At 60.9% G+C, this 26,981-nt stretch carries 20 protein-coding genes; 9 read left to right on the plus strand and 11 right to left on the minus strand.

Annotated elements, in window-relative coordinates; all coding sequences use genetic code 11:
- Positions 1-118: 118 nt before the first annotated feature.
- Complete coding sequence (recA, locus tag ACXHXG_RS07115) at positions 119-1,204, minus strand: recombinase RecA (RefSeq protein ID WP_104825111.1); 1,086 nt, start codon at positions 1,202-1,204, stop codon at positions 119-121.
- A 239-nt stretch (positions 1,205-1,443) separates the two neighbouring features.
- Between recA and ACXHXG_RS07120 the strand changes: the two genes are divergently transcribed.
- Both ACXHXG_RS07120 and ACXHXG_RS07125 read left to right on the plus strand, forming a co-directional pair.
- Entirely contained in the window at positions 1,444-2,388 is a 945-nt protein-coding gene (locus ACXHXG_RS07120) for a carbohydrate kinase family protein (RefSeq protein ID WP_457898873.1), read from the plus strand.
- A 46-nt stretch (positions 2,389-2,434) separates the two neighbouring features.
- On the plus strand, positions 2,435-3,361 hold the full coding sequence (locus ACXHXG_RS07125; protein ID WP_104823248.1) for a pseudouridine-5'-phosphate glycosidase: 927 nt from the start codon (positions 2,435-2,437) through the stop codon (positions 3,359-3,361).
- Positions 3,362-3,408: 47 nt separating this feature from the next.
- Here ACXHXG_RS07125 and trpS read toward each other — a convergent pair whose 3' ends face one another.
- Complete coding sequence (gene trpS, locus ACXHXG_RS07130; protein WP_457898874.1) at positions 3,409-4,425, minus strand: tryptophan--tRNA ligase; 1,017 nt, start codon at positions 4,423-4,425, stop codon at positions 3,409-3,411.
- A gap of 304 nt (positions 4,426-4,729) precedes the next feature.
- Positions 4,730-7,348, minus strand: coding sequence for a cell cycle histidine kinase CckA (gene cckA / locus ACXHXG_RS07135; RefSeq protein ID WP_104823250.1), 2,619 nt, complete (start codon positions 7,346-7,348; stop codon positions 4,730-4,732).
- A gap of 288 nt (positions 7,349-7,636) precedes the next feature.
- Here cckA and ACXHXG_RS07140 point away from each other — a divergent pair, with 288 nt between their 5' ends.
- Positions 7,637-8,632, plus strand: coding sequence for a flagellar biosynthetic protein FliO (locus ACXHXG_RS07140; protein ID WP_457898875.1), 996 nt, complete (start codon positions 7,637-7,639; stop codon positions 8,630-8,632).
- 92 nt (positions 8,633-8,724) lie between these two features.
- On the opposite strand, the gene dksA is transcribed toward ACXHXG_RS07140, so the two are convergent.
- The gene (gene dksA / locus ACXHXG_RS07145) at positions 8,725-9,144 is read right to left on the minus strand and encodes an RNA polymerase-binding protein DksA (protein ID WP_028753038.1); all 420 of its coding nucleotides are present in this window, start codon (positions 9,142-9,144) and stop codon (positions 8,725-8,727) included.
- Positions 9,145-9,423: 279 nt separating this feature from the next.
- Here dksA and ACXHXG_RS07150 point away from each other — a divergent pair, with 279 nt between their 5' ends.
- The 4 genes from ACXHXG_RS07150 to ACXHXG_RS07165 all read left to right on the plus strand — a co-directional run bounded on the left by ACXHXG_RS07150 (position 9,424) and on the right by ACXHXG_RS07165 (position 13,267).
- On the plus strand, positions 9,424-9,915 hold the full coding sequence (locus tag ACXHXG_RS07150) for a SixA phosphatase family protein (protein ID WP_457898876.1): 492 nt from the start codon (positions 9,424-9,426) through the stop codon (positions 9,913-9,915).
- A gap of 124 nt (positions 9,916-10,039) precedes the next feature.
- Positions 10,040-11,515 (plus strand): YcjX family GTP-binding protein, encoded by a 1,476-nt coding sequence (locus ACXHXG_RS07155; RefSeq protein WP_104825112.1) that lies wholly within the window; start codon positions 10,040-10,042, stop codon positions 11,513-11,515.
- Complete coding sequence (locus tag ACXHXG_RS07160; RefSeq protein WP_457898877.1) at positions 11,512-12,600, plus strand: YcjF family protein; 1,089 nt, start codon at positions 11,512-11,514, stop codon at positions 12,598-12,600. The genes ACXHXG_RS07155 and ACXHXG_RS07160 overlap by 4 nt, the downstream gene beginning before the upstream one ends.
- A 112-nt stretch (positions 12,601-12,712) precedes the next feature.
- Entirely contained in the window at positions 12,713-13,267 is a 555-nt protein-coding gene (locus ACXHXG_RS07165) for a hypothetical protein (protein ID WP_104825113.1), read from the plus strand.
- A 103-nt stretch (positions 13,268-13,370) separates the two neighbouring features.
- Here ACXHXG_RS07165 and folK read toward each other — a convergent pair whose 3' ends face one another.
- Genes folK through folP form a run of 3 tightly spaced genes read right to left on the minus strand, consistent with a single transcriptional unit; the run spans position 13,371 to position 15,113 of the window.
- Entirely contained in the window at positions 13,371-13,898 is a 528-nt protein-coding gene (gene folK / locus ACXHXG_RS07170) for a 2-amino-4-hydroxy-6-hydroxymethyldihydropteridine diphosphokinase (RefSeq protein ID WP_457898878.1), read from the minus strand.
- Positions 13,882-14,244: a dihydroneopterin aldolase gene (gene folB, locus ACXHXG_RS07175; RefSeq protein WP_283051258.1), complete on the minus strand. Its 363-nt coding sequence runs from the start codon at positions 14,242-14,244 to the stop codon at positions 13,882-13,884. Before folB ends, folK begins: the two co-directional genes overlap by 17 nt.
- Positions 14,245-14,249: 5 nt before the next feature.
- Positions 14,250-15,113, minus strand: a complete 864-nt coding sequence (folP, locus tag ACXHXG_RS07180; protein ID WP_457898879.1) for a dihydropteroate synthase — start codon at positions 15,111-15,113, stop codon at positions 14,250-14,252.
- Between the two features lie 103 nt (positions 15,114-15,216).
- Here folP and ACXHXG_RS07185 point away from each other — a divergent pair, with 103 nt between their 5' ends.
- Complete coding sequence (locus ACXHXG_RS07185) at positions 15,217-15,837, plus strand: DUF922 domain-containing Zn-dependent protease (protein ID WP_457898880.1); 621 nt, start codon at positions 15,217-15,219, stop codon at positions 15,835-15,837.
- A gap of 425 nt (positions 15,838-16,262) precedes the next feature.
- Here the strand turns inward: ACXHXG_RS07185 and ACXHXG_RS07190 are convergent, their stop codons facing one another.
- Positions 16,263-16,583, minus strand: a complete 321-nt coding sequence (locus tag ACXHXG_RS07190) for a 2Fe-2S iron-sulfur cluster-binding protein (RefSeq protein ID WP_104823256.1) — start codon at positions 16,581-16,583, stop codon at positions 16,263-16,265.
- 151 nt (positions 16,584-16,734) lie between these two features.
- Positions 16,735-17,103 (minus strand): Hpt domain-containing protein, encoded by a 369-nt coding sequence (locus tag ACXHXG_RS07195; protein WP_457898881.1) that lies wholly within the window; start codon positions 17,101-17,103, stop codon positions 16,735-16,737.
- A gap of 492 nt (positions 17,104-17,595) precedes the next feature.
- Between ACXHXG_RS07195 and ACXHXG_RS07200 the strand changes: the two genes are divergently transcribed.
- Complete coding sequence (locus tag ACXHXG_RS07200) at positions 17,596-24,702, plus strand: apolipoprotein A-IV repeat region-like domain-containing protein (protein WP_457898882.1); 7,107 nt, start codon at positions 17,596-17,598, stop codon at positions 24,700-24,702.
- A gap of 135 nt (positions 24,703-24,837) precedes the next feature.
- On the opposite strand, the gene ACXHXG_RS07205 is transcribed toward ACXHXG_RS07200, so the two are convergent.
- Both ACXHXG_RS07205 and ACXHXG_RS07210 read right to left on the minus strand, forming a co-directional pair.
- Positions 24,838-25,164 carry an RcnB family protein gene (locus ACXHXG_RS07205; RefSeq protein WP_104823259.1) on the minus strand — a complete coding sequence of 109 codons (327 nt, stop codon included), beginning with the start codon at positions 25,162-25,164 and terminating at the stop codon, positions 24,838-24,840.
- A gap of 204 nt (positions 25,165-25,368) precedes the next feature.
- Complete coding sequence (locus tag ACXHXG_RS07210) at positions 25,369-26,979, minus strand: glycoside hydrolase family 43 protein (RefSeq protein WP_457898883.1); 1,611 nt, start codon at positions 26,977-26,979, stop codon at positions 25,369-25,371.
- Positions 26,980-26,981: the final 2 nt, after the last annotated feature.

Here is a 26,981-nt window from a genome sequence, read left to right on the forward strand (position 1 = left end):
TTTATCGTCCGCTCCCGGCCCTGTCCAGCCGCACAAGCAAAACCGGCCGTACATCCCTTGGACAATACGGCCGGTTTTGAATTTTAGTCTTGGTTAGTCCTGGACTTGGTCGCGGAAATTACGCGTCCGCGGCGTCGCTGTCATCAGCGTCTGGTCCGCCATTCTGCAGGAAGCGATCGGCAATAAGACCTGCATTCTGGCGCAGCGACAGCTCGATCTCGCGAGCAAGATCCGGATTGTCGCGCAGGAAGAGCTTTGCGTTTTCGCGGCCCTGCCCCAGACGCTGGCTGTTATAGGAGAACCAGGCGCCGGACTTCTCGACGATGCCAGCCTTGACACCCAGATCAATCAGCTCACCAGTCTTGGAAACGCCCTCGCCATACATGATGTCGAATTCCACCTGCTTGAAGGGCGGTGCCATCTTGTTCTTGACGACCTTGACGCGGGTCTGGTTGCCGACCACCTCTTCACGCTCCTTGACCGAGCCGATACGGCGAATATCGAGACGGACGGAGGCATAGAACTTCAGCGCATTGCCGCCGGTCGTCGTTTCCGGCGAGCCGAACATGACGCCGATCTTCATGCGGATCTGGTTGATGAAGATGACCATGCAGTTGGACTTCGAGATCGAAGCGGTAAGCTTGCGCAGCGCCTGGCTCATCAGGCGAGCCTGCATGCCCGGCAGGCTGTCGCCCATCTCGCCTTCGATTTCAGCGCGCGGCGTCAGCGCGGCAACGGAGTCGACGACGAGAACGTCGATGGCGCCGGAGCGCACCAGTGTATCGGTGATTTCAAGCGCCTGTTCGCCGGTGTCCGGCTGCGAAATCAGGAGGTTCTGCAGGTCGACGCCGAGCTTGCGGGCATAGACAGGATCGAGCGCGTGTTCGGCATCGACGAAGGCGCAGATGCCGCCCTTCTTCTGGGATTCGGCAATGGTCTGCAGCGCAAGCGTCGTCTTACCGGAGCTTTCCGGCCCGTAGATCTCGATGATGCGTCCCTTCGGCAAGCCGCCAATGCCGAGAGCGATATCGAGGCTCAGGGAGCCGGTGGAAACTGTTTCGATTTCGACCACGTTCTCGTTCGAGCCGAGCTTCATGATCGAGCCCTTGCCGAACGACCGCTCAATTTGAGAGAGTGCCGCTTCAAGTGCCTTGCTTTTATCCACCGATTTGTCCTCTACAAGCCGCAAAGAATTCTGAGACATCCGATCCACCTTTAGGTTATTGAAGCCGCTCAAGCAATGTCGCCGCTGATGAGAATTGTGTACTCCATTTGTTCTCATGTCGCAAGGGCACAACAAGCAATTGAAAGAAAAAGGTAAAATGAATTTTGTTCTACATTTGTTTTCTTCTTTCATAGCAAGCACTTACGTGTCCTTGCCCGGCATTTTGCGTGAGATATCAACCGGCTCGATTCGCCTTTGGAAGCGCTGAGGAGATCGAGATGACGAAGAAGATTCTCGTTCTGGGTGGTGCCCATATCGACCGGCGCGGCCGCATCTTCGGCGAGACGGCGCCAGGGGCCAGTAACCCCGGTGCCTGGTTCGAGGAGCCGGGCGGCGGCGGCTTCAACGCGGCGCGCAATCTGGCCCGTCTCGGCTTTGATGTGCGGCTGATCTCGCCGCGCGGCGGCGATGCGGCGGGCGAGATGGTTGCGGAGGCGGCGCTCAATGCCGGCGTCGACGACAAGCCCTTCGTTTTTCTCGATCGCAAGACGCCGAGCTATACGGCAATCCTCGAACGCGACGGCAATCTGGTGATCGCCCTCGCCGACATGGAGCTCTATAAGCTGTTCGTGCCGCGCCGGCTGACGATCCGCGCCATCCGCGATGCCTTCGAAGCCACTGACTTGATCCTTTGCGACGCCAATCTGCCGGCCGAAACGCTGGCCGCCATCGCAATGCGCGCAGCCGATTGCGGCAAGCCATTGGCCGCGATCGCGATTTCGCCGGCCAAAGTGGTGCGCCTGAAGCCCTGCCTTGCCGGCATCGACCATCTTTTTCTGAACGAGGCCGAAGCTGCGGCGCTGACGGAGAGCCGTCCGGACGATCCGCGCCATTGGATCGCCGGATTGCGCGCACTCGGCCTCAGGGGTGGTGTCATTACACGTGGCAAACGCGAACTGATCGCTTTTTCCGGCGATGCCGCCGTCAGCCTGCAGCCGCCCGTTATCGATGAGGTTGCCGATGTCACCGGTGCCGGCGATTCGCTCGCCGCCGGTGTTCTGGCCGCCCTGCTTGCCGGTCACGATCTCGGCGAGGCGGTGCGCCACGGGGCAGCGGCCGCCGCGATCACCGTGCAATCACCTTTCGCCACGGCGGAGGATCTTTCGCCTGAGCTTCTGAAGGCAATACTGGCTCTTGTTCCCGAAGCCGCTATTTTGTCATGAAGCGCACGAATTTCGCATCTCCCAACTCAGCCAATCGGACACAACCATGACCAAGCCCATTTCACCCCTGCTGCCGATCTCCTATTCGAAGGAGGTTGCTTCAGCAAAATTGCGCGGCGCTCCATTGGTGGCATTGGAATCGACCATCATCACCCATGGCATGCCCTATCCCGGCAATATCGAGATGGCGCGCAGCGTCGAGGCGATCATCCGGCAGGAAGGCGCCGTGCCGGCAACGATCGCCGTCATTCATGGCGTGCTGCATATCGGCCTGGAGCCTGAAGAGCTGGAGGCGCTCGCCCAGACAACTGGTGCGATGAAGGTTTCGCGCGCCGACCTCGCCTTCGCCATTGCAGAGCGCCGCACGGGCGCCACCACAGTTGCCGCGACAATGATCGCCGCAGCGCGGGCCGGCATCAAGGTTTTCGCGACCGGCGGCATTGGCGGCGTGCATCGCGGCGCCGAGGAAAGCTTCGATATCTCGGCCGACCTGGAAGAGCTCGCCCGCACTGACGTCATCGTGGTCTGCGCCGGCGCCAAGGCCATCCTGGATATTCCGAAAACACTGGAAGTACTGGAAACCCGCGGCGTGCCCGTCGTCACCTACGACAGCGCCGAATTCCCCGCCTTCTGGTCGCGTTCCTCCGGCCTGCCGAGCCCGCTGACCTTGAACAGCCCTGCCGCCATCGCCAACTTCCAGGTAACCCGTGAACAGCTTAGCATCAACGGTGGCATGCTGATCGCCAATCCAGTTCCGGAAGCCGATGAAATCCCGCGTGAGGAGATGGAAATCTACATCGAACGCGCCTTGGACAGCGCCGAGCGTGACGAAATCGCCGGCAAGGCGGTCACCCCCTATCTGCTCAGCACCATCTTCGACATCACCGACGGCCGCAGCCTCAAGACCAATATCGCGCTGGTCGAAAACAATGCGCGCCTTGCCGCGGAAATCGCGGTTGCGCTGGCGGAATAATCGGAAGCGAGTCGCGTCGATAACGGATGGCAACCCGCGCAGCCGCTTTAGGTCAATGTGAACAGACCCAACGCGGTGCGCAGTTCCGCAAGGGTTGCCTCCGTCCGCTGTCTGGCCCTGATCGTACCTCGCCGCAGGACTTCCAGTGCGTAGCCGGGGTCAGCGGCGTACCGGGCACGGCGCTCTCGGATCGGGGCAAGCAGAGCTTGCAGAATATCTTCAAGATGCCGTTTCACGACCATGTCGCCAAGACCGCCCCTTCGGTAGCGTGCCTTCAGCTCTTCGGCGAAAGCCCTATCCTCGGCAAAGGCATCGAGATAGGTGAAGACGACATTACCCTCCACCTTTCCCGGATCGGCGGCGCGCAGGTGAGTGGGATCGGTGTACATCCGGCGCACGGCTTGCCGAATATCGTCCGGCGATGCGGATAGCGGGATGGCATTGCCCTGCGACTTGCTCATTTTGGCCTTACCATCGACGCCCGGCAGGCGGCCGACCGTCGGGATCATTGCCTCGGCTTCCGGAAGAACCTCGCGGCCGGCCTGCCGGTTGAGACGACGCACGATTTCGTTGGTTTGTTCGATCAACGGAGCCTGATCTTCGCCCACCGGGACGATCGTCGCCTTGAAGGCGGTGATGTCAGCCGCTTGAGCGACGGGATAGCAAAGAAAACCTGCTGGGACATCACGCTCAAAGCCGCGAAGCTGGATTTCCGTCTTGATGGTCGGGTTGCGCTCCAGCCGTCCGACGGTCACGAAGTTCAGATACAGTACCGTCAGTTCGGCCAGCACCGGCAATGCAGATTGCAGGCAAATCGTCGTTTCGGCCGGATCGATCCCCACGGAGAGATAATCGAAGACGACTTCTAGCACGTTCCGGCGAATCTTCTCCGGATCATGCGCGTTGTCGGTCAGCGCTTGCATATCCGCCAGAAGCAGGAATTGCCGATGCGTATGCTGGAGGGCCACGCGGTTCCTCAGAGAACCGACGTAGTGACCGAGATGGAGGGGACCTGTAGTCCGATCGCCTGTGAGAATGACCGGGCGATTATCGATAGGTGACATTTAGTTGCTCCGTTAAGGAGCCGCCGCGATCGGAAAGATGCCGGGAAATGACCATGCCTGCCGGATCACGGCGGCAAGGGTCGATTTCAAGAAATGACGACTGCCGCTCCTAGAAGGAGCGCCACCACATCCGCAGGCTGGCGTTAGCGAGGTCGGTCATATCGGTTTGATGCCACGGATCAGATTGGAATGGCAATGGTGAACGTTGGACTTGTGACGCCGGTATCGTCCAAAGCTTGCATATTTCTTTGGTTCGCAGAGCGATAAAGCGCATCAAAACAGCGCTTTACCCGGCCTCCCTCACTTAGCGATCCAGCGTTTCCCTGACCACGACGGCAAGCTGCTTCAGCGAGAAAGGCTTCGGCAGGAAGCCGAACTTGGCATCGGCCGGCAGGTTGCGGGCAAAGGCATCTTCGGCATAGCCGGATACGAAGATGAACTTCATATCGGGATATTTCTTGCGCAATTCACGCAGCAGCGACGGTCCGTCCATCTCCGGCATGACGACGTCGGAAACGACGACATCCACCTGTCCGTCGAGTTCATCCATGATATCGAGCGCTTCGACGCCGGATCCCGCCTCATAGACGGTATAGCCACGCGTCTCGAGCATGCGCTTGCCACCCCTGCGCACCGCCTCCTCGTCTTCGACAAGCAGAACGACGGCCGATTTGCCGGTGAGGTCCGCAGGCTCCTCCGGCGGCGGGACGACAGCGGCAACGCTCTGGTCCATCGCCGAGATATCCCGGCTTTCGGAGGCCTGACCTTCGATCACCGTGGGAATTTCGACGATATGGCGCGGCAGGAAGATGCGGAAGGTCGTGCCCTTGCCGACTTCGGATTCCGGGTGGATGTAGCCGCCCGATTGCTTGATGATGCCATAAACCATGGCAAGGCCAAGCCCGGTGCCCTTGCCCACTTCCTTCGTCGTGAAGAAGGGCTCGAAGATCTTGTCCATGATGTCGGGCGCGATCCCCGTACCCGTGTCGCTGACCTCGACCAGCACCATTTCCTCATGCGGCAGATAGGCATAGTTGAAGGCAGCCACGTCCGTTGCCGACAAATTGCGGGTGCGCAGCGTCAGCGTGCCGCCCTCGGGCATGGCATCGCGGGCGTTGACGCAGAGGTTGATCAGCACCTGCTCGAACTGCGACAGGTCGGTCTTCACCGGCCAGAGATCGCGGCCATAATCGACATCCAGCTTGACATGTGTGCCCGACAGCAGCCGGTCCACCAGCATACGCAGGTCGCCGATCACATCCGTCAGATTGAGGATCGTCGGCCGCATCGTCTGCTTGCGCGAGAAGGCCAGCAACTGCCGCACCAGCACGGCGGCGCGGTTGGCGTTGCGCTTGATCTCCATCAGATCGGCGAAGCTCGCGTCGGATGGCCTTGCCTGCAGCAGCAGATGATCCGACGACAACAGGATCGCCGTCAGCACATTGTTGAAATCATGCGCAATGCCGCCGGCGAGCGTGCCGACCGCATTCAGCTTCTGAGTCTGCGCCATCTGCGTTTCCAGCGCCTTCTGCTCGGTCACTTCGACAGCGTAGACGATGGCCGCTTCTTCGGGCGCTTCGTCGGTCTGATCGATGACGGCATTGATATAGAAGCGGAAATGCCGTGTATCGTCCTTAGGATTGCGTGAATCGATCGGCGGGATATCGCCCTGCCGATCCTTGGCGGCGGCAAGTGCCTGTTCCAGCCGCGGCCGGTCAGCGTCAAAGACGATGCTCTCGAGGGCGGCGCCACGCTCGATATCGTCGCGCGAAACGAGATCGGAGAAGAGCTTCAGGAAGGGTGCGTTAGTGCGCAGAATGCGACCTGCACCGTCCACGGAGGCGATCGCCATCGGCGTGTTGTTGAAGAAGCGACTGAAGCGCATCGCCGCAACGGAGGCCGACTGATCGTTGTCGCCTCCATTCTGCCGTGTCAGCACGATGGTGCGGCTTTCGCCAGGCGCCCCGTCACGCATCGAAGTGACACTGTGGACGATCTGCACCGGCAGGCTTTGGCCGTTGGCACGGCGCAGGTCGAGATCGAGCGTCACTGTCTTTTTCAGGCCGGGTTCGGCCTGGACGGACTGGATAAGCGTCAGACCCTCGCCGGCCACGAGATCGCCGATAGTCATCGAGCCCGGCGTGAATTTGGTCAGATCGAAGCCCAGCCATTCGGCGAGCGTCGCGTTCAGATAGAAGATTTCGCCCTTGCGGCCGGCTGAAAAGAAGCCGGCCGGCGCATGATCGAGATAGTCGATGGCGTTCTGCAATTCCTTGAAGAAACGCTCCTGATCATCCCGCTCCGAAGTGATGTCGGTGATCTGCCAGATATGTAGCGCTTTGCCGCGCCCCTGCTCAGGCGGCAGCACACGCGCCTTTAGGCGATACCAATGCGCGCCGTTGCCATTGCTTTCCCCAGGACCGAGCGGCTTCAAGAGCCGGAACTCCTCCGAACCCTCCTTGCCGTCGCGCAGCCCGTTGGCAAGGCGATAAAGCGCTTCGTTGGATTCGCGATTGCGGGACAGCAGCGTTTCCAGCGATTGGACGTCGGTCGCCTTGGCCGCACCGGTCAACCGACCGTAAGCGCCGTTGGCGTAGACAATGCGGCCCTTTTCGTCCGTGATCAGCGTGCCGTCCGGATGGCTGTTCAGGAATGAGCGCGCCAGGCTGTCAGACTGCGTCTGCGGCATGACTTCCACGAAACCGATAATCGAGGAGACGAGAAAGAAGATGCCGACCATGGCGAGAATGCCGAGCCCGCCAAGCACGGTTTCATTGTCGAGCTGGTCCTTGAAAACGACAAAAGCGGCGGCGGCGGCCACCAGCACCAGGGCGAGCAGGATGATGCGCAGCACGGTGCCCGAACGAACCCCGCGATCCACCAGCGGCACGCTATACTCGTCGGACTGACGCTGCTTCGTCATAAACCCCTCGTCTCCGCCCTCTTCCTTCTCACGTCATGCACTTGACGGATCGCCGGATTCGGAACTTTCGAATCTTCTTTAGCAATTTGCCGCATCAGCAAAAAGCTTTGCGGGGCTAGAAAGGCCTGTATTCACAAGGAAGAGCGCTGGACAAATTACGATCTATCTTGTTTCCGGAGCGGACCTGTCCATATGATCGCCTCATATCGAGACAAAGGTGCGGACGCGGGACCGGTCGTTTTAACGGCAAGGCTGCGGCATTGGGGAACAATTACGGAGTATCTCGAAATGTGGGACGAAATCGCCGGGGCCTATGGCAGTCGCTTTTTCCTTGCAGCCGGTGGGGTCGGCATTGCCCTCCTCCTCTTGATCTGCATCCTCTGGATCTTCCGCAACCGAGCGCCCTCGCCTTTCGTGCGCGGCGGCAAGAACCGTCAGCCTCGCCTGCAGGTGCTGGACGCCGCGGCCGTCGACGCTCGCCGCCGGCTGGTGCTGGTACGGCGCGATGGCATAGAACATCTTATCATGATCGGCGGCCCGACCGATATCGTCATTGAGTCGGGGATTTCCGATGCCGCCAAAGCAGGCATGCCGGCACCGACCCCAGTCGGAACGCCGCTGGCCTACGAACGCCGGTTGGAACCGGCGCAGGAAGCCCCGCGCCTCGATCATTTGCCGGCGACCGCTTCCGAGCCACCCGTCCCCCAGAAAGCTGCGGTCGAAGCCTATATGCCGCAGGAACCCAGTGCTGCCGTTGAACCGGCTCATCTTCATGTCGCACCGGCGGCCGAGCGCCCGCAACCCGCCTTGGCGCCACAACAGCGCACGCCCGAATCGGTGGCGATGCTGGGGGAAGCGGAAGTCGCCGATATTCTCGATGCCGCTCGTCGGCACGTATTACCGCAAGAGCCGGCGCGTGTCGCTGCCGCCCCACAGCCTGTCCACCAGCCCATGGCCGCCTCTCCGCAGCCGATCCGCCAGCCGATTGCGCCCGCAGTCGCTTCGGCGCCGCCCGTGGTGGCACCGCCGCCAGTGCGCGAGCCCGGCGCCGATTTCCAGCGCATATTGGAAGCGGAAATGTCAAACAATCTTACCGCGGAACGGATCATCCCGAATGTGCCGCAACGGCAGATTCAGCAGCCTGCGGCCTCCCCGGCGCAGCGCCGCGATCCGGAACTGCCGCCGATGACCGGGGCGGATACCGCGCTTCAGAAAGCGGATACCGCGCTTCAGAAAGAGGTCGCCCGCATTTTCGGCGAAATGAGCGTCAACCGCGACAAATGAGGCGCGGCCAACCGCTCCTGCGAACATGAAAAAGGCACGACGGAAATCTCCGCCGTGCCTCAATTTTTCGCTCCAATCGGAGGGTCCGAGACCTATTCGTCGCGATAGACCTTCTCGCGGCGCTCGTGGCGTTCTTGCGCCTCGATCGACAGGGTCGCGATCGGACGGGCGTCCAGACGCTTGAGACCGATCGGCTCGCCGGTTTCCTCGCAGTAACCGTAGGTGCCATCTTCGATGCGCTGCAACGCGGCGTCGATTTTCGAGATAAGCTTGCGCTGACGGTCGCGGGCCCGAAGTTCGATGGCTCTGTCGGTTTCGGAAGAAGCCCGGTCAGCGAGATCGGGATGATTTGCGCTTTCTTCGGCCAGGTGGTCGAGGGTTTCGCGCGCTTCTCTTAGGATATCATTTTTCCAGGCGACTAACTTTGCGCGAAAGTAAGCCCGCTGGTTTCCATTCATGAACTCCTCGTCTTCCGAGGGCACATAATTGCTAAGATCGATCTTCTCACTCAACGCGATTCTCCTGAAGAACATCTCATATGGCGCGCTGTATATCCCAACCGGTAGTATCGATTCAAGCCAAATAGACGTGGTAAATGGATTTTTAAATTTGTCATAAAATTGGGCTAAAGGTTTATTTTTTCACCATATATTGGCGAAGCCGAAAATGTGGTAGAACCATAACCTTCGCGTGAATGAGCGCCAACCTCCCCGTGTCCCCGATTGCTCCGCAGTTGACGGCATATAGGATCAGGCGGTACGTCAGGGGAAATCGAGCATGGGAATTCCGCTATGACCAGCATTAAGCCGCCGCCCTCTCGGATTTACCTGTTGCGTCATGCCAAGGCTCAGCGAGCCACGTCCGGCCAGAAGGATTTCGATCGTGCGCTCAGCGATCATGGCTATGCCGCGGCTGAGATCGTCGCCGAAAAAGCTGTCGACAAGGACTATAAGCCGGATCTCGTCATCTCCTCGACGGCGCGGCGCTGCCGCCAGACTGCCGACGCCATCCGCCGCGCCATGAGCCCGGCTACCGAGTTTCGCTATGTCGATGAGCTGTACGACGCCACGACGGACACCTATCTCGACATTATTTCGTCGCAGGTGAACGAGGATTCGGTCATGCTGGTCGGCCACAATCCTACCATTGAACATGCGCTGGAAGCGCTGATCGGCCATAAAGCCCTGGTCTCTGCGTTGCCCAAGGGTTTTCCGACCGCCGGGCTCGCCGTCATCGACTTCACGCCGTCGGGCTGGGTTCTCACGGATTTCGTCACGGAATAGGCTCAGCAGCAAGATATCCGATCGAGCGATTATCTTGTGGCCCTGACCCGCAAAGTCCGGTCTCTTTTCGGGCCTCGCATTGCTTCCTATATTGACCGTGACGCTGTCACTCTGGGATTTCGCCTTGCCGCCGAGCCTGACCTCCTTCACAGACGACGCCCTGATCGCCTTCGATAATCTCGTCGACCGCACGACAGGCCTCGTCAATCCGACGATCCGGCTCGGAGTTACCGGCCTTTCCCGTTCCGGCAAGACCGTTTTCATTTCCTCCCTGGTGCACAATCTGCTGAACGGCGGTCGCCTGCCGCTGTTCGAGCCGGTGCAATCCGGCCGGGTCTCCGCCGCACGCCTCGAGCCGCAGCCGGACGATGCGGTCCCACGTTTCCAATATGAGGATCATATCCGCGCGCTGGTGAAGGAGCGTGTCTGGCCGGATTCGACGCGGGCCATCTCGGAACTGCGCATCACGCTGGACTATCAGAGCGCCAGCGGCTGGAACCGGCTGTTTTCGCCGGGGCGCCTTTCCATCGACATTGTCGATTATCCCGGCGAATGGCTGCTCGACCTGCCATTGCTCGGCAAGGACTTCCGCGCCTTCAGTGAGGAAACACTGATGCTGGCGAAAACCGGTATTCGCGCGGAGCTGTCGCGTGCATGGCTGGCGATAACGCAGGCAACCGATGCTTCCGCATCCGCGGACGAGACAATTGCGCGCGAACTCGCCGCCGCTTTCTCCAGCTATCTCAAAGCCTGCAAATCTGACGAACGTTCGCTGTCCACCTTGCCCCCCGGCCGTTTCCTGCTGCCCGGCGATCTCGATGGTTCACCGGCACTGACCTTCGCGCCGCTGGTGCCTCCGCCTGAAGGCAAAGCGCAGAAGAACTCGCTGTGGGCAATGATGGAGCGCCGCTATGAGGCCTATAAGTCCGTCGTCGTAAAACCCTTTTTCCGCGAGCATTTCGCCCGCCTCGACCGGCAGATCGTCCTCGTCGACGCATTGCAGGCCATCAATCGTGGCCCGGAAGCGGTTCAGGATCTGGAGCGCGCTCTGACGGATGTGCTTGCCTGCTTCCGTCCTGGCAGCAATTCCTTTTTCTCCTCGCTGCTCGGCCGCCGCATCGACCGCGTACTGGTCGCCGCAACCAAGGCCGATCATCTTCATCACGAAAGTCACGACCGGCTGGAGGCGCTGACCCGCCGCCTGGTGGAACGCGCCATCGAACGGATCGGCATGGCCGGCGCCGGCATCGAGGTCATGGCGATCGCCTCTGTTCGTGCCACGCGCGAGGCCACGGTAAAACGCGACGGTCATACGCTTCCCGTCATCGTCGGCACGCCGATGGATCGCGAGGCCATCGCCGGCGAGACATTCGACGGCAACCGCAAAACGGCTGTTTTCCCCGGCGACCTCCCGGAAAATCCGCGATGGCTGTTCGATGCGCTTGAACCAGGTGCCGCAAGTATCCATCTGCCCGAGGTGAGCGTCGTCCGCTTCCGCCCGCCGGAGCTGGACGAGACCGGCGCCGGCATCAAACTTTCCGTGCCGCATATCCGCCTCGACCGCGCCATGCAGTTCCTGTTCGGAGACCGCCTCGCATGACGAAGCCGACCGCAGACGATCCCAGAGGCAGTTCCCGCCGTCCCGCCGCCTTTTCGGTCGAGCCGGAAATGTCGAAAGGCGATGCGGCTGCAAAAGCGGCTGCGGAGGCGCCGCGCCGCAAGCCACAGAGTTTCGATACGGAAATCGTGCTGACGCCGGATGAGGAAGATCCATTCCTCAACCCTGCTTTCGCCGCTCCCGATGCTGAAACAGCGGTGGCCGCGCCGCGCCGCCGAGGTTTCTCTTTCGGCAAGATCGCCGCCGGCGCCTTCGGCATTCTTGTGTCGCTCGCCTTCGGTCTGTGGACCGATCAGTTGATTCGCGATCTCTTCAGCCGCGCCGACTGGTTGGGCTATACCGCCCTTGCGGTGCTCGGCATCGGCATCCTCGCCGTCCTCGCCATCGTCATTCGCGAGACTGCGGGCATGATGCGGCTTGCGGCCGTGCAGACGATCAAAGCGGAGGCCGAAGCCGCCAGTGTGGAGACACGTCCGGCACGCGCAAAAGCCCTGGTCCAACGCCTCTGCTCGCTTCTGGAAGCCAATCCGGAAACGGCGAAGGGCCGCGCGACGTTGAAAGCGGCGGAAAACGATATTATCGACGCGCCGCATTTGATCGACCTTGCCGAACGGGAACTGCTCGGTCCGCTCGATCGCCGAGCCCGGGCGCTGATTCTCGGCGCGTCCAAACGCGTTTCGGTCGTCACGGCCGTCAGCCCGCGTGCGCTGGTCGACATTCTCTACGTGCTCTACGAATCGGCCAGGCTGGTGCGCGCCATGGCGGAGCTCTACGGCGGCAGGCCGGGCACGCTCGGCATGATCAGGCTAATGCGCGACGTGCTCGCTCACCTCGCGGTTACCGGCTCCATTGCCGTCGGCGACAGCATCGTGCAGCAGTTGATCGGCCACGGTTTGGCCTCGAAACTCTCGGCCCGGCTGGGTGAAGGCGTTGTCAACGGCATGATGACGGCGCGCATCGGCATCGCTGCAATGGATCTCTGCCGGCCATTGTCGTTCAAAGCGCTGAAACGGCCGGGGATCGGCGATTTCGTCGGGGATCTGGCGCCAAACGTGACCGGCCGCTGAGTGCAGCAAACGCCTGTAAAGGCGGCTTTCACCTCCATAAGAAACCAAGCATTAACCATTCTAAGGCAAAAGTGGAAACCAGTTTCCGGTTCCTCTTCGTTAGGGAATGTCCATGTTTTCGCGCCAATTTCTTCTTGTTTGCGGCTTTGCCGCCGCAGCCCTCTCTGCAGGAGCTTGGGTGCATTCAGCCGATGCGGCATCCCGTGACAAGGCCTTCTTTCAGTCCGTCGCCGGCTCATGGCGAGGCCCGGGCGAGATCGTCGCCGGCAAGTACAAGGGCACGAAATTCACCTGCAACCTGACGGGCCAGGCGCTCAACGGCGGCACGGCCGGTGTTAAACTCGACGGAACTTGCCGCGTTGGCGTCTTCCAGCAGCCGATGACGGCGGAAATCACCCAGAACGGCGGCAGCTATACCGGGAAATTCCTGGACGGCGCGGCCGGCAAAGGCCTGGACGTCACATCGGGCACAGTCAACGACGGCACCGTGGTCCTTGGCCTCAATCGCCAAAAGCTGAACGGCGCCATGATCGCCCGCGTCGCGGACAACAAGACGATGAATGTAACGATTTCCGTCAAGGTCAACGATCAGATGGTGCCCGTCATCGGCGTGACGCTGCAGCGGGCCGCCGATATCGACCAAATGGCTGTCGGGTCAATCCAGTAACGTTTATGCACTGACGGCAGATGACGCCTCCGCCTGATGCGATCAGGCGGAGGCGTTTTTCGTTTCCGACCGAGACGCCTTCATCACGAAGGGGGCATCGGCATTACGCCGGTTTCCACCAATCGCGGCTTTCGTCCGCCACTTCTATTCCCTGCACATCCGCTTCGCTCAACCAATCCGCCACCTTGCGACCGCTAACCACGAGGTCGGCCGCGAAATCCGCAAGCGGCATCAGCACGAAGCCGCGTTCGGTCATACGCGGATGCGGGATCTCCAACAGCGGTTCGGCCCGCTCGAGATCGCCATAGGTCAGGATATCGATATCGATCGTCCGCGGCCCCCAGCGTTCGATACGCACCCGCTTCATATCCCGCTCGATACCCAGGCAGACATCGAGCAGCGCCTCCGGCGACAGCGTCGTATCGACCGCTGCGCACGAATTGTAGAAGAAGGATTGGTCCGTCTTGCCCCAGGGCGGCGTGCGGTAAAGGCGCGAAACCGCAGCGACGTGGCAGTCGGTGCGCGCATCAAGCGTGCGCAAGGCAAGCGCCATGGCTTTGACGGGATTGTCGAGGTTGCCGCCGAGGCCGAGGGTGGCGCGCGTTTGTCCGGTCTCAGGCAAAATGCTCAACGCTCACCTGCACATAATCGAGAACGCCCGGAACCGGCGCATTGGGTTTGCGCACCGAGATCTTCGCCCGGCGCACGCTCGGAAAGCGCCGGCACAATTCCTTCGCGACATCGAGGGCCAGCGCCTCGATCAGATAGCGACGGCGCCCGGTGACGATCTCCTCGATAACGCTGAAGGCGATGCCGTAATTGACGGTATCGTCGATCGAATCCTGCTCCAATGCAGCGCCGGCTTCGACATCGAGCTCGGCATCGACGAAGAAGCGCTGGCCGAGGAATTCTTCTTCGTCGTGCACGCCATGGCGGGCGAAGAAAGCGCAATTCTGAAGGGTGATGGTGTAGATCATATCGCTCATGGCGTCCTGCCGCCTAGTTTCGCCCGTGTCTTGAGGATAGCATCGGCAACCGCCAGGGCATCCCTGTTGATTGCGACATTGTGTACCCGAAAAATTGCAGCACCCTGCAAACGCAATATAGCGCTGGTCGCCGCAGTTCCCACATCCCGATCCGGCGCATCCCGTCCGGTCACCGCACCGATGAATCGTTTGCGCGATGTGCCGGCCAGCAAAGGCAGTTCGAAGCGGAGCAGTGCCGTGAAGCGCGCCATCAGCTCCAGATTCTCCTCGACATCCTTGGCGAAACCGAAACCGGGATCGAGGACGATATTCTGCCTGTTCACGCCGGCCGCTGCCGCGATATCGAGCGATCGGCTGAGAAACAGCACCTGGTCGTCGATGACATCGGGAAGCTTTGCCCGTTCGCGGCCGGTATGCATAATGCAAAGCCCGGCGCCGGTCTTCGCTGCCAATGCCGCGATTTCAGGCTCGCGCTGCAGGCCGAAGACATCGTTGACGATATGCGCGCCGGCGCTGATCGCCAGTCTAGCGGTATCGGCACGATAGGTATCGATGGAGATCAGCGCATCCGTCTTGCCACGCAACGCCTCGATGACGGGCAGAACACGACCTTGCTCCTCCGTGGCGCTGACTGCCTCAACGTCTGGCTTGGTCGATTCCCCGCCGATATCGATGATCGCAGCGCCCTCCTCCACGCAGGCAAGAGCATGTGCGACCGCGGTGTCGACGGCCTCGTAGTGTCCGCCGTCGGAAAAGGAATCCGGCGTCACATTGACGACCGCCATGATGGCGCTCCGTTCGCCGACATCGAGGCTGCGCCCATGCGCGACATGCCAGCTATGGCTGCGAAGCTCTGTCACGATCCGTCCATCCCATTGAAAATGAAAAAACCTCGCGCCGGATATTGCGCTTGCAGTGGCTATGCCGCAAGCTCCGCCGAAGTTCAACCTGGTAGCAGCACGAATGCCGTTTGCACCCCGACAGATCCGGGTCTCGCTTATCCTGTTGCTTCTGTGCGGCATTTTCAGCGGCGCCGATGCGGAGGTGGTTGCTCACAAATCCGTCTCTTATTTCGATATCAAAGGAGACAGCGCCGATGCGCTCGATGCGGCATTGAATGCGCACGGACCGGTTACGATGGGTTCCAGCAGCCGCCATCCCGGCGCAACCAAGGTTCGCTTCGGCGGCAATGCGACATATGCGGAGCGGAACGGCCGCTGCTATATTTCCGACGTCAAGATCACGGTCGATACCGAAATCATTCTGCCGCGCTGGCGCGACCGTCGGCATGCGACCCGGCAGCTATCGATGATTTGGGATACGCTTTCGGCGGATATCCGCCGCCACGAGGATCGGCATGCGGAAATTGCGCGCGAACATGCGCGGCGGATGGAAAAGTCGATCCTTGCCCTGCCTTCGGCAAAGGACTGCGACACGCTTCAGGACCAGGCAAACAACGTGACCACGCAGGAAACGCAGTTGCATGACGAGGATCAGGCCCGATTCGACAAAATCGAAGCGATCAATTTTCAGAGCCGCATCCAGAGGCTGATGACCTATCGCAGCCAGCAAACTGGTGAATGACAGGTCGCTAACAGATCTTTTTTCGCGAAATGGCGCTCTGATCACAACAATCTGTGTGAAAACTGTCACTATACCTGTGAATCATTCACAACTTCTCATTTTTGAACTTTACGAGAATCTGAAATAGGTTTTTCCTGTTGCATATCGCGTCGATCCGCTCAGCCGGATTGTTATCGGAAACCAGAGGGGTTTTCGCAAAGACCGATCAGAGTTTCTGCGTGACGGGTTCGTTCGTCCCGCCGCGCTGTCGAGTTCAGTGTTTAACGCGTGTGTCCAGTGTTCTCCTGGCGCGTCCTGAAGCCGCAGGTGTTTCCTCCCTTGCCTGTTGGTGATGCGCCCGCCTTGCCTCGCTCGCTGCGACAAGCTGAGCGGGGCTTCTTTTTTGTGGACGCGTTCCAAACGGCCCGCATTCCCGGGAGATGGACTTAGGCCTGGCGCTCCGGAACATGCACGACGAGGCCATCAAGTGCCTTCGTCACCTTGATCTGACAGGACAGACGCGAAGTCGGACGGACATCGAAGGCGAAGTCCAGCATGTCTTCTTCCATTGCTTCCGGGCCGCCGACCTTTTCGGCCCAGTCCTCATCGACGTAGACATGACAGGTGGCGCAAGCGCAGGCGCCACCGCATTCCGCCTCGATGCCCGGCACGGAATTGCGCACGGCATTTTCCATCACGGTGGAGCCCTCGTCGGCGTCGAGATCAAAACGGGTGCCGTCGAAAGCAACGATGGTCAGTTTGGTCATGTGAATGAATTCCGGTATTCGTGAGTGAAGGAAGGATCCGGAATTTTTCTTCCAACAATTCCCGGGGGCAGTCAACAATTGCGCCGCCGAAACGGCAGAAACCGTTTGGCAGCGCAAGGGCAAACATTAGGTGATTTCGGGCGGCGTCAGCTCAACGCGACAACTTCAAAATGAAATTCTCAGCCTCGATGACGCAGGCCGTGACCGCAGCCATGCGCGCGGCGTCACCGATATCGCTCTCAAGCGCATTGGCGGCGTCGGCCACCTTGAACGCGCCGACAGCGCCTGCCGCGCCCTTCAACCGATGCGATGCGGCAATCGCGCGCTTGCGGTCGCCGCAACCGATTTCCTGCAGACAGGAACGCGCCTGCCGGGCAAACATCTGAAGCACTTCCACTTCCAGGGCCTTGTCGCCCATCGTCTGCTTTGCCAGGTGAACCAGATCGATCGCCCGCTCCCGCGACGGCGCCGCGCCCCGCGAATTGTCCGGGGCTTCGAATGCGATATTCAATGCTGCCATATGCCAACTCTCCCGTCTTATATCTATAACTGTCTCTGGGATTTGCCGTATGGTTGCGGCCTGCCGATGGCAATCGAGTTAAATTTTGGGACAGTTGGGCCTTAAATCTGCCGACATGGTTAACGCGCGTTAAACATGGCTAAATTATTAGGTTTTCAGCAAATTGCGCAGACGAAAAGTGTTAACAATGACTTAATGGGACAGTGTCCCAACCGTGGAATTAATTGTCACGCTTGGGGGAATGTGTCACTACGGTACTGGCAAATTGGGTTCATGGCGCATGCCTTTGCCCAAGGGGTGGATAGTGGTAATGTTTTAATATCATCCGTTTGAAAAAGCGGGTATCCACTATGAAATGTAATGGGAAATCCATCTCCGGTCTCAGCCGAAGGCGGGTAACCTAACGGGAGGCAGGTTCGTCTTTTCCGGACGTTGGCGGATTTCCGGAGAAGACACGGCAGGCCCGATCGAGTTGTAACGAGGCGTAACCGTATGGCGAACAAAAAGTACATCGAGTCGATCGAAGACAAGGCCTTTCAGGCTCTGGACGAAGCTTTGCAGATCGATTTCAGTGACGAGAACTTGGAGCCTCGCAGCGGTTCAACGCCTGACACCCCGGAGACAAGAGTGTCTGAGCCATCGAATCCGCCTGCAAGACAGACTCAGGATGATGCGGCACGCAAGGCAGCCGCTGCGCGGAGCGCCGCCGCAGCGGCTCGACCGACCGAAGTGCCGAAGAGCCCGATCTTTGCTCCGGCCAATGACGCCAATCGCATCAGCCCGGCCAGCATCCTGAAATCCCTCGATGGCGGTTCTCAAAGCCGCGCCGTACGCAACGCGACCATCTTCTCGCTGTTCTGGATCGTCGGCGGCATCGGCCTAGCTTTCCTGCTTTACGGCCCGCAGCTCTTGAATATCCGCACGGTCGCCGATCTCGCCGCCCTTCCCGGCGTCATCGCCTGCATCATCGGCATCATCGTTCCCGTCCTTCTGTTCTATGCTTTCGGCATAATGATTTCGCGCGCGCAGGATATGCGCAATGCAGCCCGTTCGATGGCGGAAGTGGCGCTGCGGCTCGCCGAGCCGGAAACCGTCGCTTCCGAGCGCATCATGACGGTCGGTCAGGCCGTGCGCCGCGAAGTCTCGGCCATGAACGAAGGCATCGAGCGGACGATTGCTCGCGCCACCGAACTCGAGACGCTCGTTCATACCGAGGTCAACGCGCTGGAGCGCAGCTACGCCGACAACGAACTGCGCGTGCGCGGCCTCGTGCATGAGCTCGGCTCCGAACGCGATGCCATCGTCAACCACGCCGAACGCATCCGCTCGTCGATCGTCGGCGTGCACGACCAGATCAAGGAAGATCTGTCGCTGGCGACCGAAGAAATTGCCGTGCGGCTGTCGACCTCGGGCGAAGCTTTCGCCTCCATGATCGATACGCGCGCTGCGACGCTGATGGAGAAAACGGATACCGCCGTAGAGGCGCTCGGCACCCTCCTCGCCGCCAAGACCGATAGCCTGCTGCAAAATCTCAATGCATCCGGCTTTGCGTTGAGCCAGGAATTCGACACGCGTCTTGAATCGCTATCGTCGACGCTGGCGGAACGCGGCAAGGAGCTGTTGGGGCAGTTCGAAACCCGCGCCTCCACGCTCGATGCCAACACCGAGAAGCTGAACACCGCGCTCAACGAACGCGCCCGTCAGTTGAACGAGACGCTGGTCGCCCGCACGCGTGAAATCAGCGAGAGCTTGACCGGTAGCGAACGCTCGATCACCGGCACGCTCGATGATGTGCTCTCCAAGCTCAACACCGCGCTCGATGAAAAGGGCGCGAGCTTCCGCCAGAGCCTGCAGTCCACCGCAGACGACACCATTATGGACATCGACCTGCGCTCCGGCTTCTTCGAGGAGCGTATGCAGTCGACCGTGGCGCAGATTTCGACCGCCTTTGACGAGCGCGTTTCGGAATTCACCTCCGCTTTCGACAAGCGCGCCGGCTCGCTGGACAGCAAGCTGTCGGAAAGCCTGACACGGATCAATGAAACGCTGAGCGGCGGCTCGGATGCCATCGACGGCATCCTGAATTCCAGCATTGAACGCCTCGGCTCTTCGCTGACCGACCAGTCCTTTGCCCTGGCGACGACGCTTGCCACCAGCCAGGAAGTGCTGGAAAGCGCGATCGGCTCCAAGGCCGGCGAGATCGCCTCCGCTCTCGAAGGGGCAACAAACGGGATCACCTCGGCCCTGACCTCGGGCACCAGCGAACTGAACTCCGCCCTCGCCTCGCATGCCGGCAGCTTCACGTCCGCGGTCCAGGGCGTGACGCGCGATGTCTCCGCCGCCCTGCAAAGTGGCACCGAGGAACTGACATCAGCTTTTGCCGGCCGCTCCGGCGAACTTACGGACACGCTTGCGGCACATTCCGGCGAATTCAGCAAGGCGCTGCAGACGGCGACCTCGGACATCTCCTCCGCCTTGAACAAGGGCACGAGCGAGCTGACCAATACCTTCCTTGGCCGCGCCAGCGAGATCAACAATACGCTGTCGGCCCGCACCGGCGAAATCACGCAGGCACTCGGCTCCGCGCATGAGCGCATCGACGCCGTCATGGCCGAGCGCAGCAGCGCCTTGTTCGGCGCGCTCTCCGACAACCAATCGCGCTTCGAACAGACGCTGGCCGATCGCTCCGAGGGTATCATCAACGCCGTCACCGGCAGCCACGAGCATCTGACCGCGGCTCTCGACGAGCGCACCTCGATGCTGGCCATTTCGCTTGCCGAAAACCAGCTTCGCCTTGAAAACACGCTCGCCAGCCGCGCCGATACGATTGCCAGCACGGTTGCCGAAACCCACAGCAAGCTGGCCGACACTCTGGACGACAAGGTCATGGCGCTCGCCATCGCGCTGTCGGACGGACAGTCGCGCATCGAGGACACTTTGAGCGGCCGGGCCGAGAGCCTGACCAGCGCACTGGCGGAGACCCACAACAAGCTCACCGACACGCTCGACGACAAGACGATGGCGCTGGCCATTGCCCTCTCCGACAGCCAAGCGCGCCTCGAAGACACATTGTCCGGTCGCGTCGAGGGCTTCACCGGTGCGATTGCCGATACGCACAACGCGCTGGCAAGTACCTTGGATGACAAGACGAGAGCGCTGGCCGCCGCACTCAGCAACAGCCAGTCCCGCATCGAAGAAACGCTTTCCGGCCGCGTCGAAGGCCTGACAAGCGCGATTGCCGATACCCATAGCAAACTTGCTGACACGCTCGACGACAAGACGATGGCACTTGCCGTTGCGCTCTCCGAGAGCCAGTCTCGCATAGAAGAGACACTCTCCGGTCGCGTCGAAGGTCTGACCAGCGCCATTGCTGATACCCATAGCAAACTCGCCGACACGCTCGACGACAAGACGATGGCACTTGCCGTTGCGCTCTCCGAGAGCCAGTCTCGCCTGGAGGATACCCTGTCTGGCCACGCCGAAGGCGTCGCCGATACGTTGGAGGGCAAGACCAAGGCTCTCACGGCAGCATTGACGAGCGGCCAGGCGCGCCTCGAGGAAACGCTTTCCAACCGCGCTGAAGCGATCGCCAACGCTTTCACGGGCAGCCACACCGCCCTTGCCGATACGCTGGACGAAAAGGCGATGGCCTTGGCCATTTCGCTGTCCGATACGCAATCGCGCCTCGAAGATTCGCTTTCCAACCGACTGGACGCGCTCTCCGAGACGGTCGCCGGCACGCACGACAAGATCGTCAACAGCCTCGACGACAAGACGCTGGCGCTTGCCATCGCCCTGTCGGACAATCAGGCTCGCATCGAGGAAACGCTGGCAAACAGCGCCGAGGCGATCGCCCACTCCGTTACCAGTGGCCATGCGGCGCTAACCGATGCGCTCGATGACAAGAGCATGGCATTCGCCATCACGCTCGCCGAAAATCAGAGCCGTTTCGAAAGTGCCCTGGAAGCACGCGCCGATGCTCTTCTCGACAGCGTATCCGGTGCGGAATCCCGCGTCGCCGGCGCGTTTGGCGACAAAGCCGATGCAATCCGTGCCGCCTATACCGAAAACCAGGATCGTCTCGACCGCTCGCTCAGCGCCCATACCGAAGCGCTCTCCGGCCTGCTCGGCAGCAGCAGCAACCGCATCGAAAACGTCGTTGGCGGCTCGGCCGAACGCATCGAAAATGCACTCAACACCACCACGCGCCAGCTCGAAAATACGCTGGGTGTCGGCCTGTCGCAGATGGACGAAAACCTTGCCTCCGCCTATGAGCGGATGCGCAACACCCTGGAAGATCGCAGCAACGCCATCAGCCTGACGCTCCGCGATGCCCATGCCCAGCTCGACAACACGTTGACCGAACAGGCGACCGCGATCGGCACCTCGATCGCCACCAGCGCCAGCATGCTGGAAATGTCGCTCGAAGATCGCGAAGTTTCGCTGCGCCAGACCATCGATGCCAGCGCACGAGCGCTCGAAGAGCGGCTGCATGGCGGCGCCGGCGATATTGCCGGTCGCATTCAGCAGGCAGCCGGCGATATCACGCGCTCGGCAGAGACCTTCTCGACCAACCTCAACCAGTCGATCGACGGCATGACCAGCCGCTTTGCCGAAACCGGTTCGCGGGTCGAAGCCAGCCTGTCCGCCCTCGAAAACCGCATTCATGATGGCGTCGGCGGCGTTGCCGCTCAGGTGGATGCCGCCGGCAACCGACTGTCCGACACGCTTTCGAGCGGTATCTCTCAGATCGACCGCAGCGGCGACGACGCTGCAGCCCGCATTGCAGCCGCGCTCGACAACCGTCTGGCAACCATGGCAGAGGCGATCGACAGCCGCACCGCCAATCTGAGCCAGGCGCTCGAAAGCGGCAGCGCCCACATCGAAGAGCGCCTGTCGACCATGGACCGCGCCCTGAATGTCGGTCTGGAAGCCGTCAACCGCACCATCGAAGGCAAGGCCACCAACCTCGCCACCACGCTGCGCACTGCAGTTGCCGACGCCGCTCAGGGCATGGACAGCGAGGCGACCCGCACGGCAGACCTGCTCGCCCGCACCGGCCAGCAATTCGCCGACGATCTCGGCAATCGCAGCGATGCCTTTACTCGCTCCATGAACGAGCGTTCCGAAGAGATCGTGACGCGCGTCTCGGAAACACATAACCGTCTGGCGAGCCAGGCGGCTGCAGTCGCTCAGACTTTCTCGGAGGCTGGCAACGCGATCGTCAACAAGGTCGCCGAGGCCGAGGGTCTCGTCGGCAATCAGGTCAACGCCATCTCGCAGGCCCTGTCCTCCGCAGAGCAGTCGCTGGAGGCCCGTGGTGCTGCCATCCGCAACACGCTCGCCGGCGGCAGCGAACAGATCGCCTCCACCATGGCGCAGGTCGAACGCACGCTCGACGAACGCAGCAATGCGATCCGCACCAGCCTGGAAGATCGCGCTCGCGAGATCAACGCGACGCTTGCCGATGTCGACAAGGCTCTTGAGGCCCGTGGCACCTCGATCCGCTCTTCGCTCGACGAGCGCACGCGTGAGCTGAACTCCATGCTTGCCGGTCGCTCTAGCGAGCTGTCGCGCCTGATCGAAGAGAAGGCCCGCCCGATCGTCGACCGCTACGCGGCCACCGGGCAGGAAGCGGCAGCGCTGATCTCGGCCGCAGCTCAGGAAAGCAGCGATCGCCTGCGTGCAGAAAACGCCGCTTTGATCAACGCGATCGCATCGCGTACCAACGATACGCTGGCGGCGATCTCGGCCCGCACCGAACACGCCGCCAATGCAGTCAGCGCGCTGGAGAACAATCTGCTTGCCAGCGTCAACGGCATCATAGAGCGATTGGCGGAAAACAATTCTGCGATCGCTGGTATGCTGAGCGGCGCCGCCGAGGAATTCGCCACCATCGACAACCGCCTCAACGCGACGTCAGCCCGGTTTGCCGACTCCGCATCGAAGGCAGGCGAGATGGTTTCCGCCTCGACGCGGCTTCTCGAAGGCAAGGTCGACAAGCTCTCGGATATTTCCGGCAAGACATTGTCGCAGGTCGGCGGCATCATCGGCCGCTTCGACGAACATTCCAAGGTCCTGTCCCAGGCCTCCCAGCTTCTGGGTGCCGCGCAATCGAACCTCGTCTCGACGCTGGAAGAGCGCGAAACGGCGCTGCAGAACCTATCCATCGGCCTGGTTCAGCGCTCGGAGGAAATCGAGAACACCATGCGCGCCCTCGGCAGCATGGTGGAAAGCGCCTTCGACCGCGCCGAACAGCGCTCCAACCAGGTCACCGGCAATCTGCGTCAGGGCGTTCAGTCCTCCTTCGCCGATATCGGCCGCGTGCTCTCCGATGCGGAATCCCGCGCTGAACAGGCGGCAGAAAGCATGCGGAGTGCGCTGCAGAAGGCGGGCGAAGAGGCCAACCAGACGATCGACGGTACCTTTGCCAATGCCGAGCGTCGCTCGGGCGAGCTGACGAACCGTCTGCGCGGCGGTCTCTCCGCTTCGATCGCCGACATCGAGAATATGCTGACGGAAGCCAGCAAGACGTCCGATGGCGCAGCCCAGCAATTGCGCGAGACGCTGCGCGTCGCCGTTGACGATGCCGTCGGCCGTTTCTCGGGCGCAACCGACGAGATCCGCCGCTCTGCAGGCGATATCCGCCGGGAACTCGACCTGACCCGCAGCGAACTGAAGCGCGGTGCCTTCGATCTGCCGGAAGAGGCCAAGGAAAGCGCGGCCGCCATGCGCCGCGCCGTCGCCGAACAGATCAAGGCTCTGCAGGACATTTCGCAGATCGTCGGTCGCTCGACCCAGCAGTTGGAAATCTCTGAACCTTCCGCCCGTGCGCTGGCTGATGCGCAGCCGGCTCCCCGTCCCCGTCCGGCAGCGCCCGCTCCGGCTGCGGCCGCCCCCGCTCCGGCTCCTCGGCCTCAGCAGCCTGCACCGCAGCCACCCGTTCAGCAGGTGGCACAGCAGCCAGCGCCGCAACAGCCGGTCCTTCAGCCGCAGCAGTCGGTGTCTCAGCCCCAGCAGCCGCCGATCGAGGCTTTGGGCCTTCGCGGCACCCTCGCCGAGCGTCCGGTTGCCCCGCAGCCGCGTCCAGCCGAAACCCCGGCTCCTGCCCGCCAGGAAACGGCTGCAGGTGGTGGCTGGATCAGCGATCTCCTGCGCGGCGCATCGCGCGACGACCTTGCCGACCTGCCGCCGGCTCGCCAGACCGCACCACGCCCGCAGACGGAAGCAGCGCCGGTCGCGCGCAATCCGCGGCATGTGGTCGAATCGCTGAACTCGCTTTCGGTCGATATCGCCCGCGCTATCGACCACGATGCTTCGGTTGATCTGTGGCGCCGTTATCAGCGCGGCGAGCGGGATGTCTTCACCCGCCGCCTCTATACGCTGAAGGGCCAGCAGACGTTTGACGAGATCAAGCGCAAGTACGACCGCGAGCCGGAATTCCGCACCGCTGTCGATCGCTATATCGCCGATTTCGAAAAGCTGCTTGCGGACGTCGCCCGCACCGACCGCGACCGCAGCGTGACGCAATCCTACCTGACCTCGGACACCGGCAAGGTCTACACCATGCTGGCCCACGCGGCGGGACGCTTGAGCTGATAACTTAGATACTGCGCAAACAGAAATCCCCGGTCATCGTGCCGGGGATTTTTGATTCAAGCCGGAATACAGGAAGTTCGGTCACAAAGGGCGGCCCATCGGACCGCCTTTCTCATTGCCGATATAAGGCTGAACTCAGCGAACGACTTGCACTTTGGAGATCAAGCCGCTGGTGATACCGACGAGCAGGAAGCTGTTGTGGATGCGGACCCAATGATAGCCGCGCGGCGGAGCCGACAGGTGATGACGACGATAGTCGACGCGGGTAGCCCGGCTACGATCGGCGGTAGATAGCCGGCGGCCGGTAACCCAGCCGCCCTTGCGCACGACAATCTTCTTCTTCTCGACATTTTTCTCGACGACAGCCTGCTTGTTTGCCGGCGCAGCATTGGCTTCAGGCGTCATCGCTAGCGGAGTCGCCAAAACCGAAGCGGTGAGCAGGACCGAGAAGAGCTTTTTCATCGAAGTGTTTCCTCAATTTATATCTGCGGACAAATTACCCCAAAAGCAATGAAACGAAACTGAAGATAGTGTTACAATTTCGTAATAGAAATATATGTTTGCGAGCATTTGTTAATCGAGTGAGTGCTTAAAGTTGGCAACTCAAAAAATTTCGCCCACCTTGCAAAGGAAGGCGGGCGAATGATCGATCAAAAGTCGAAACAATCAGAGCTCGTCGTAATTGAACCAGTCGAAATCGGCCGTCTTTGCCCGACCCGACGTATCGAAGGCGAACATGCCGGCAAAGGCGCCCGTGAAGGAGCCATGTTCCCCGCGACCGCCCTCGTCCGAAATGACGCCAGCGTCGAGAACCGGGCCGATAGCCAGCCATGCTCCCATGCCCTCGGCCTGCCAGAAGAACTGCAGGCTGTTGTCGCGAATCTCCATGGCGAGCTGGATGCGTCCATTCGGAACGGAGATACCACCTCCGATCGGGAAGCTTAGCCGGCCATTGGGATAATCGCCGGCGCAGGTCATGATGGTGACCGAGCGGCCGAGTTTCTCGTGCAAAGTGACGGCAATCGCATGCAGTTTGAACCTGTTATAGTAATGCGTCAGGCCGGCGACCTGCTGATAGGCGTCGGGCTGGAACTCGACGACCGTTTCGGCGCGAAAACTGTGATGCTCCTGCCGGCGGGCGACGAGCGCCTGTTCGAACCATGAGCCTATGCTTTCCCGAGCAAACAGACGCAGATGCCCAGGCCGTTCCGTCAGGCTGAAGATGCGTTCCGACTGCGGCGTGCGCAACCACTGGAAATCCATTGGCAGCTTGTCGCCATCGAAATTGTAGCCGCTGCGGCGCGGCTTCTCGATCGGCAGGGCGTTGCGCAGGCCCTGCACTTCGACATCGGGAACAACTGTGCCGTTTTCGAGATAGAGCCAGCCATCTTCTTTCCAGACGCATTTCTGCAGGCTGGTCTCGCGGCCGAGCGTGCAGCGGCGATGCGGCGACAACGGCCGGCCGGAGAGATGCGTGTGGTAAAACTGTCCGTCCGGTGTCTCGACATATTGGCCATGCCCTGCCCGCTGTAATGCTGCCTCCGGATGATCCTTCGAGGTGATGAGATGCTTGTTTGGATGCAGCTCATAAGGTCCGTCGATGTTGCGCGAGCGCGCCATGGTGACGGCATGGTCGTAGCCCGTTCCACCTTCGGCCGTCGTCAGATAGTACCAACCGTTCCGCTTGAAGAGATGCGGCCCCTCGACCAAGCCAAGCTCGGTGCCTGCAAAGATGTTTTTGATCGGCCCCTTCAACGATTTCGTAGCCAGATCCCACTCCTGCAGCAGGATACCATCGAAGGCGGGCGTCTTCGGCGAGCCGCCATAGCTTTCGGTGCGATGGTTCCATTGCATGTTGACGAACCATTTGCGGCCGTCATCGTCATGGAAGAGCGAGGGATCGAAACCCGAGGAATTGACATAGGAGGGCTCGGACCATTCGCCTTCGATCGTCGACGACGTCACGATGTAGTTATGCGCATCCTTGAAATTGCCGTCGTAGCGTTTGACATCGGTATAGACCAGCCAGAACAGGCCATCGGCATAGGAGAGGCATGGCGCCCAGATGCCGCAGCTATCCGGCTCGCCACGCATGTCGAGCTGCGAGGCCCGCTCCAGCGGTCGGCGTACCAGCGTCCAGTTCACGAGGTCTCGTGAATGGTGTATCTGCACACCCGGATACCATTCGAAGGTCGAAGTGGCGATGTAATAGTCCTCGCCGACGCGGCAGATGGATGGATCGGGGTTGAAGCCCGGCAAAATCGGGTTGCGGATCATGG

This window comes from Rhizobium sp. LEGMi-198b, assembly GCF_054114205.1.

Coding starts and splice junctions, on each gene's coding strand:
- ACXHXG_RS07140 (WP_457898875.1), top strand. CDS start 7,637: ATGTGGGACGAAATCGCCGGGGCCTATGGCAGTCGCTTTTTCCTTGCA.
- ACXHXG_RS07200 (WP_457898882.1), top strand. CDS start 17,596: ATGGCGAACAAAAAGTACATCGAGTCGATCGAAGACAAGGCCTTTCAG.
- trpS (WP_457898874.1), bottom strand. CDS start 4,425: ATGTCACCTATCGATAATCGCCCGGTCATTCTCACAGGCGATCGGACT.
- ACXHXG_RS07165 (WP_104825113.1), top strand. CDS start 12,713: ATGTTTTCGCGCCAATTTCTTCTTGTTTGCGGCTTTGCCGCCGCAGCC.
- ACXHXG_RS07120 (WP_457898873.1), top strand. CDS start 1,444: ATGACGAAGAAGATTCTCGTTCTGGGTGGTGCCCATATCGACCGGCGC.
- ACXHXG_RS07160 (WP_457898877.1), top strand. CDS start 11,512: ATGACGAAGCCGACCGCAGACGATCCCAGAGGCAGTTCCCGCCGTCCC.
- ACXHXG_RS07190 (WP_104823256.1), bottom strand. CDS start 16,583: ATGACCAAACTGACCATCGTTGCTTTCGACGGCACCCGTTTTGATCTC.
- folB (WP_283051258.1), bottom strand. CDS start 14,244: ATGATCTACACCATCACCCTTCAGAATTGCGCTTTCTTCGCCCGCCAT.
- ACXHXG_RS07210 (WP_457898883.1), bottom strand. CDS start 26,979: ATGATCCGCAACCCGATTTTGCCGGGCTTCAACCCCGATCCATCCATC.
- cckA (WP_104823250.1), bottom strand. CDS start 7,348: ATGACGAAGCAGCGTCAGTCCGACGAGTATAGCGTGCCGCTGGTGGAT.
- ACXHXG_RS07185 (WP_457898880.1), top strand. CDS start 15,217: ATGCCGTTTGCACCCCGACAGATCCGGGTCTCGCTTATCCTGTTGCTT.
- recA (WP_104825111.1), bottom strand. CDS start 1,204: ATGTCTCAGAATTCTTTGCGGCTTGTAGAGGACAAATCGGTGGATAAA.
- ACXHXG_RS07150 (WP_457898876.1), top strand. CDS start 9,424: ATGACCAGCATTAAGCCGCCGCCCTCTCGGATTTACCTGTTGCGTCAT.
- ACXHXG_RS07125 (WP_104823248.1), top strand. CDS start 2,435: ATGACCAAGCCCATTTCACCCCTGCTGCCGATCTCCTATTCGAAGGAG.
- ACXHXG_RS07195 (WP_457898881.1), bottom strand. CDS start 17,103: ATGGCAGCATTGAATATCGCATTCGAAGCCCCGGACAATTCGCGGGGC.
- ACXHXG_RS07205 (WP_104823259.1), bottom strand. CDS start 25,164: ATGAAAAAGCTCTTCTCGGTCCTGCTCACCGCTTCGGTTTTGGCGACT.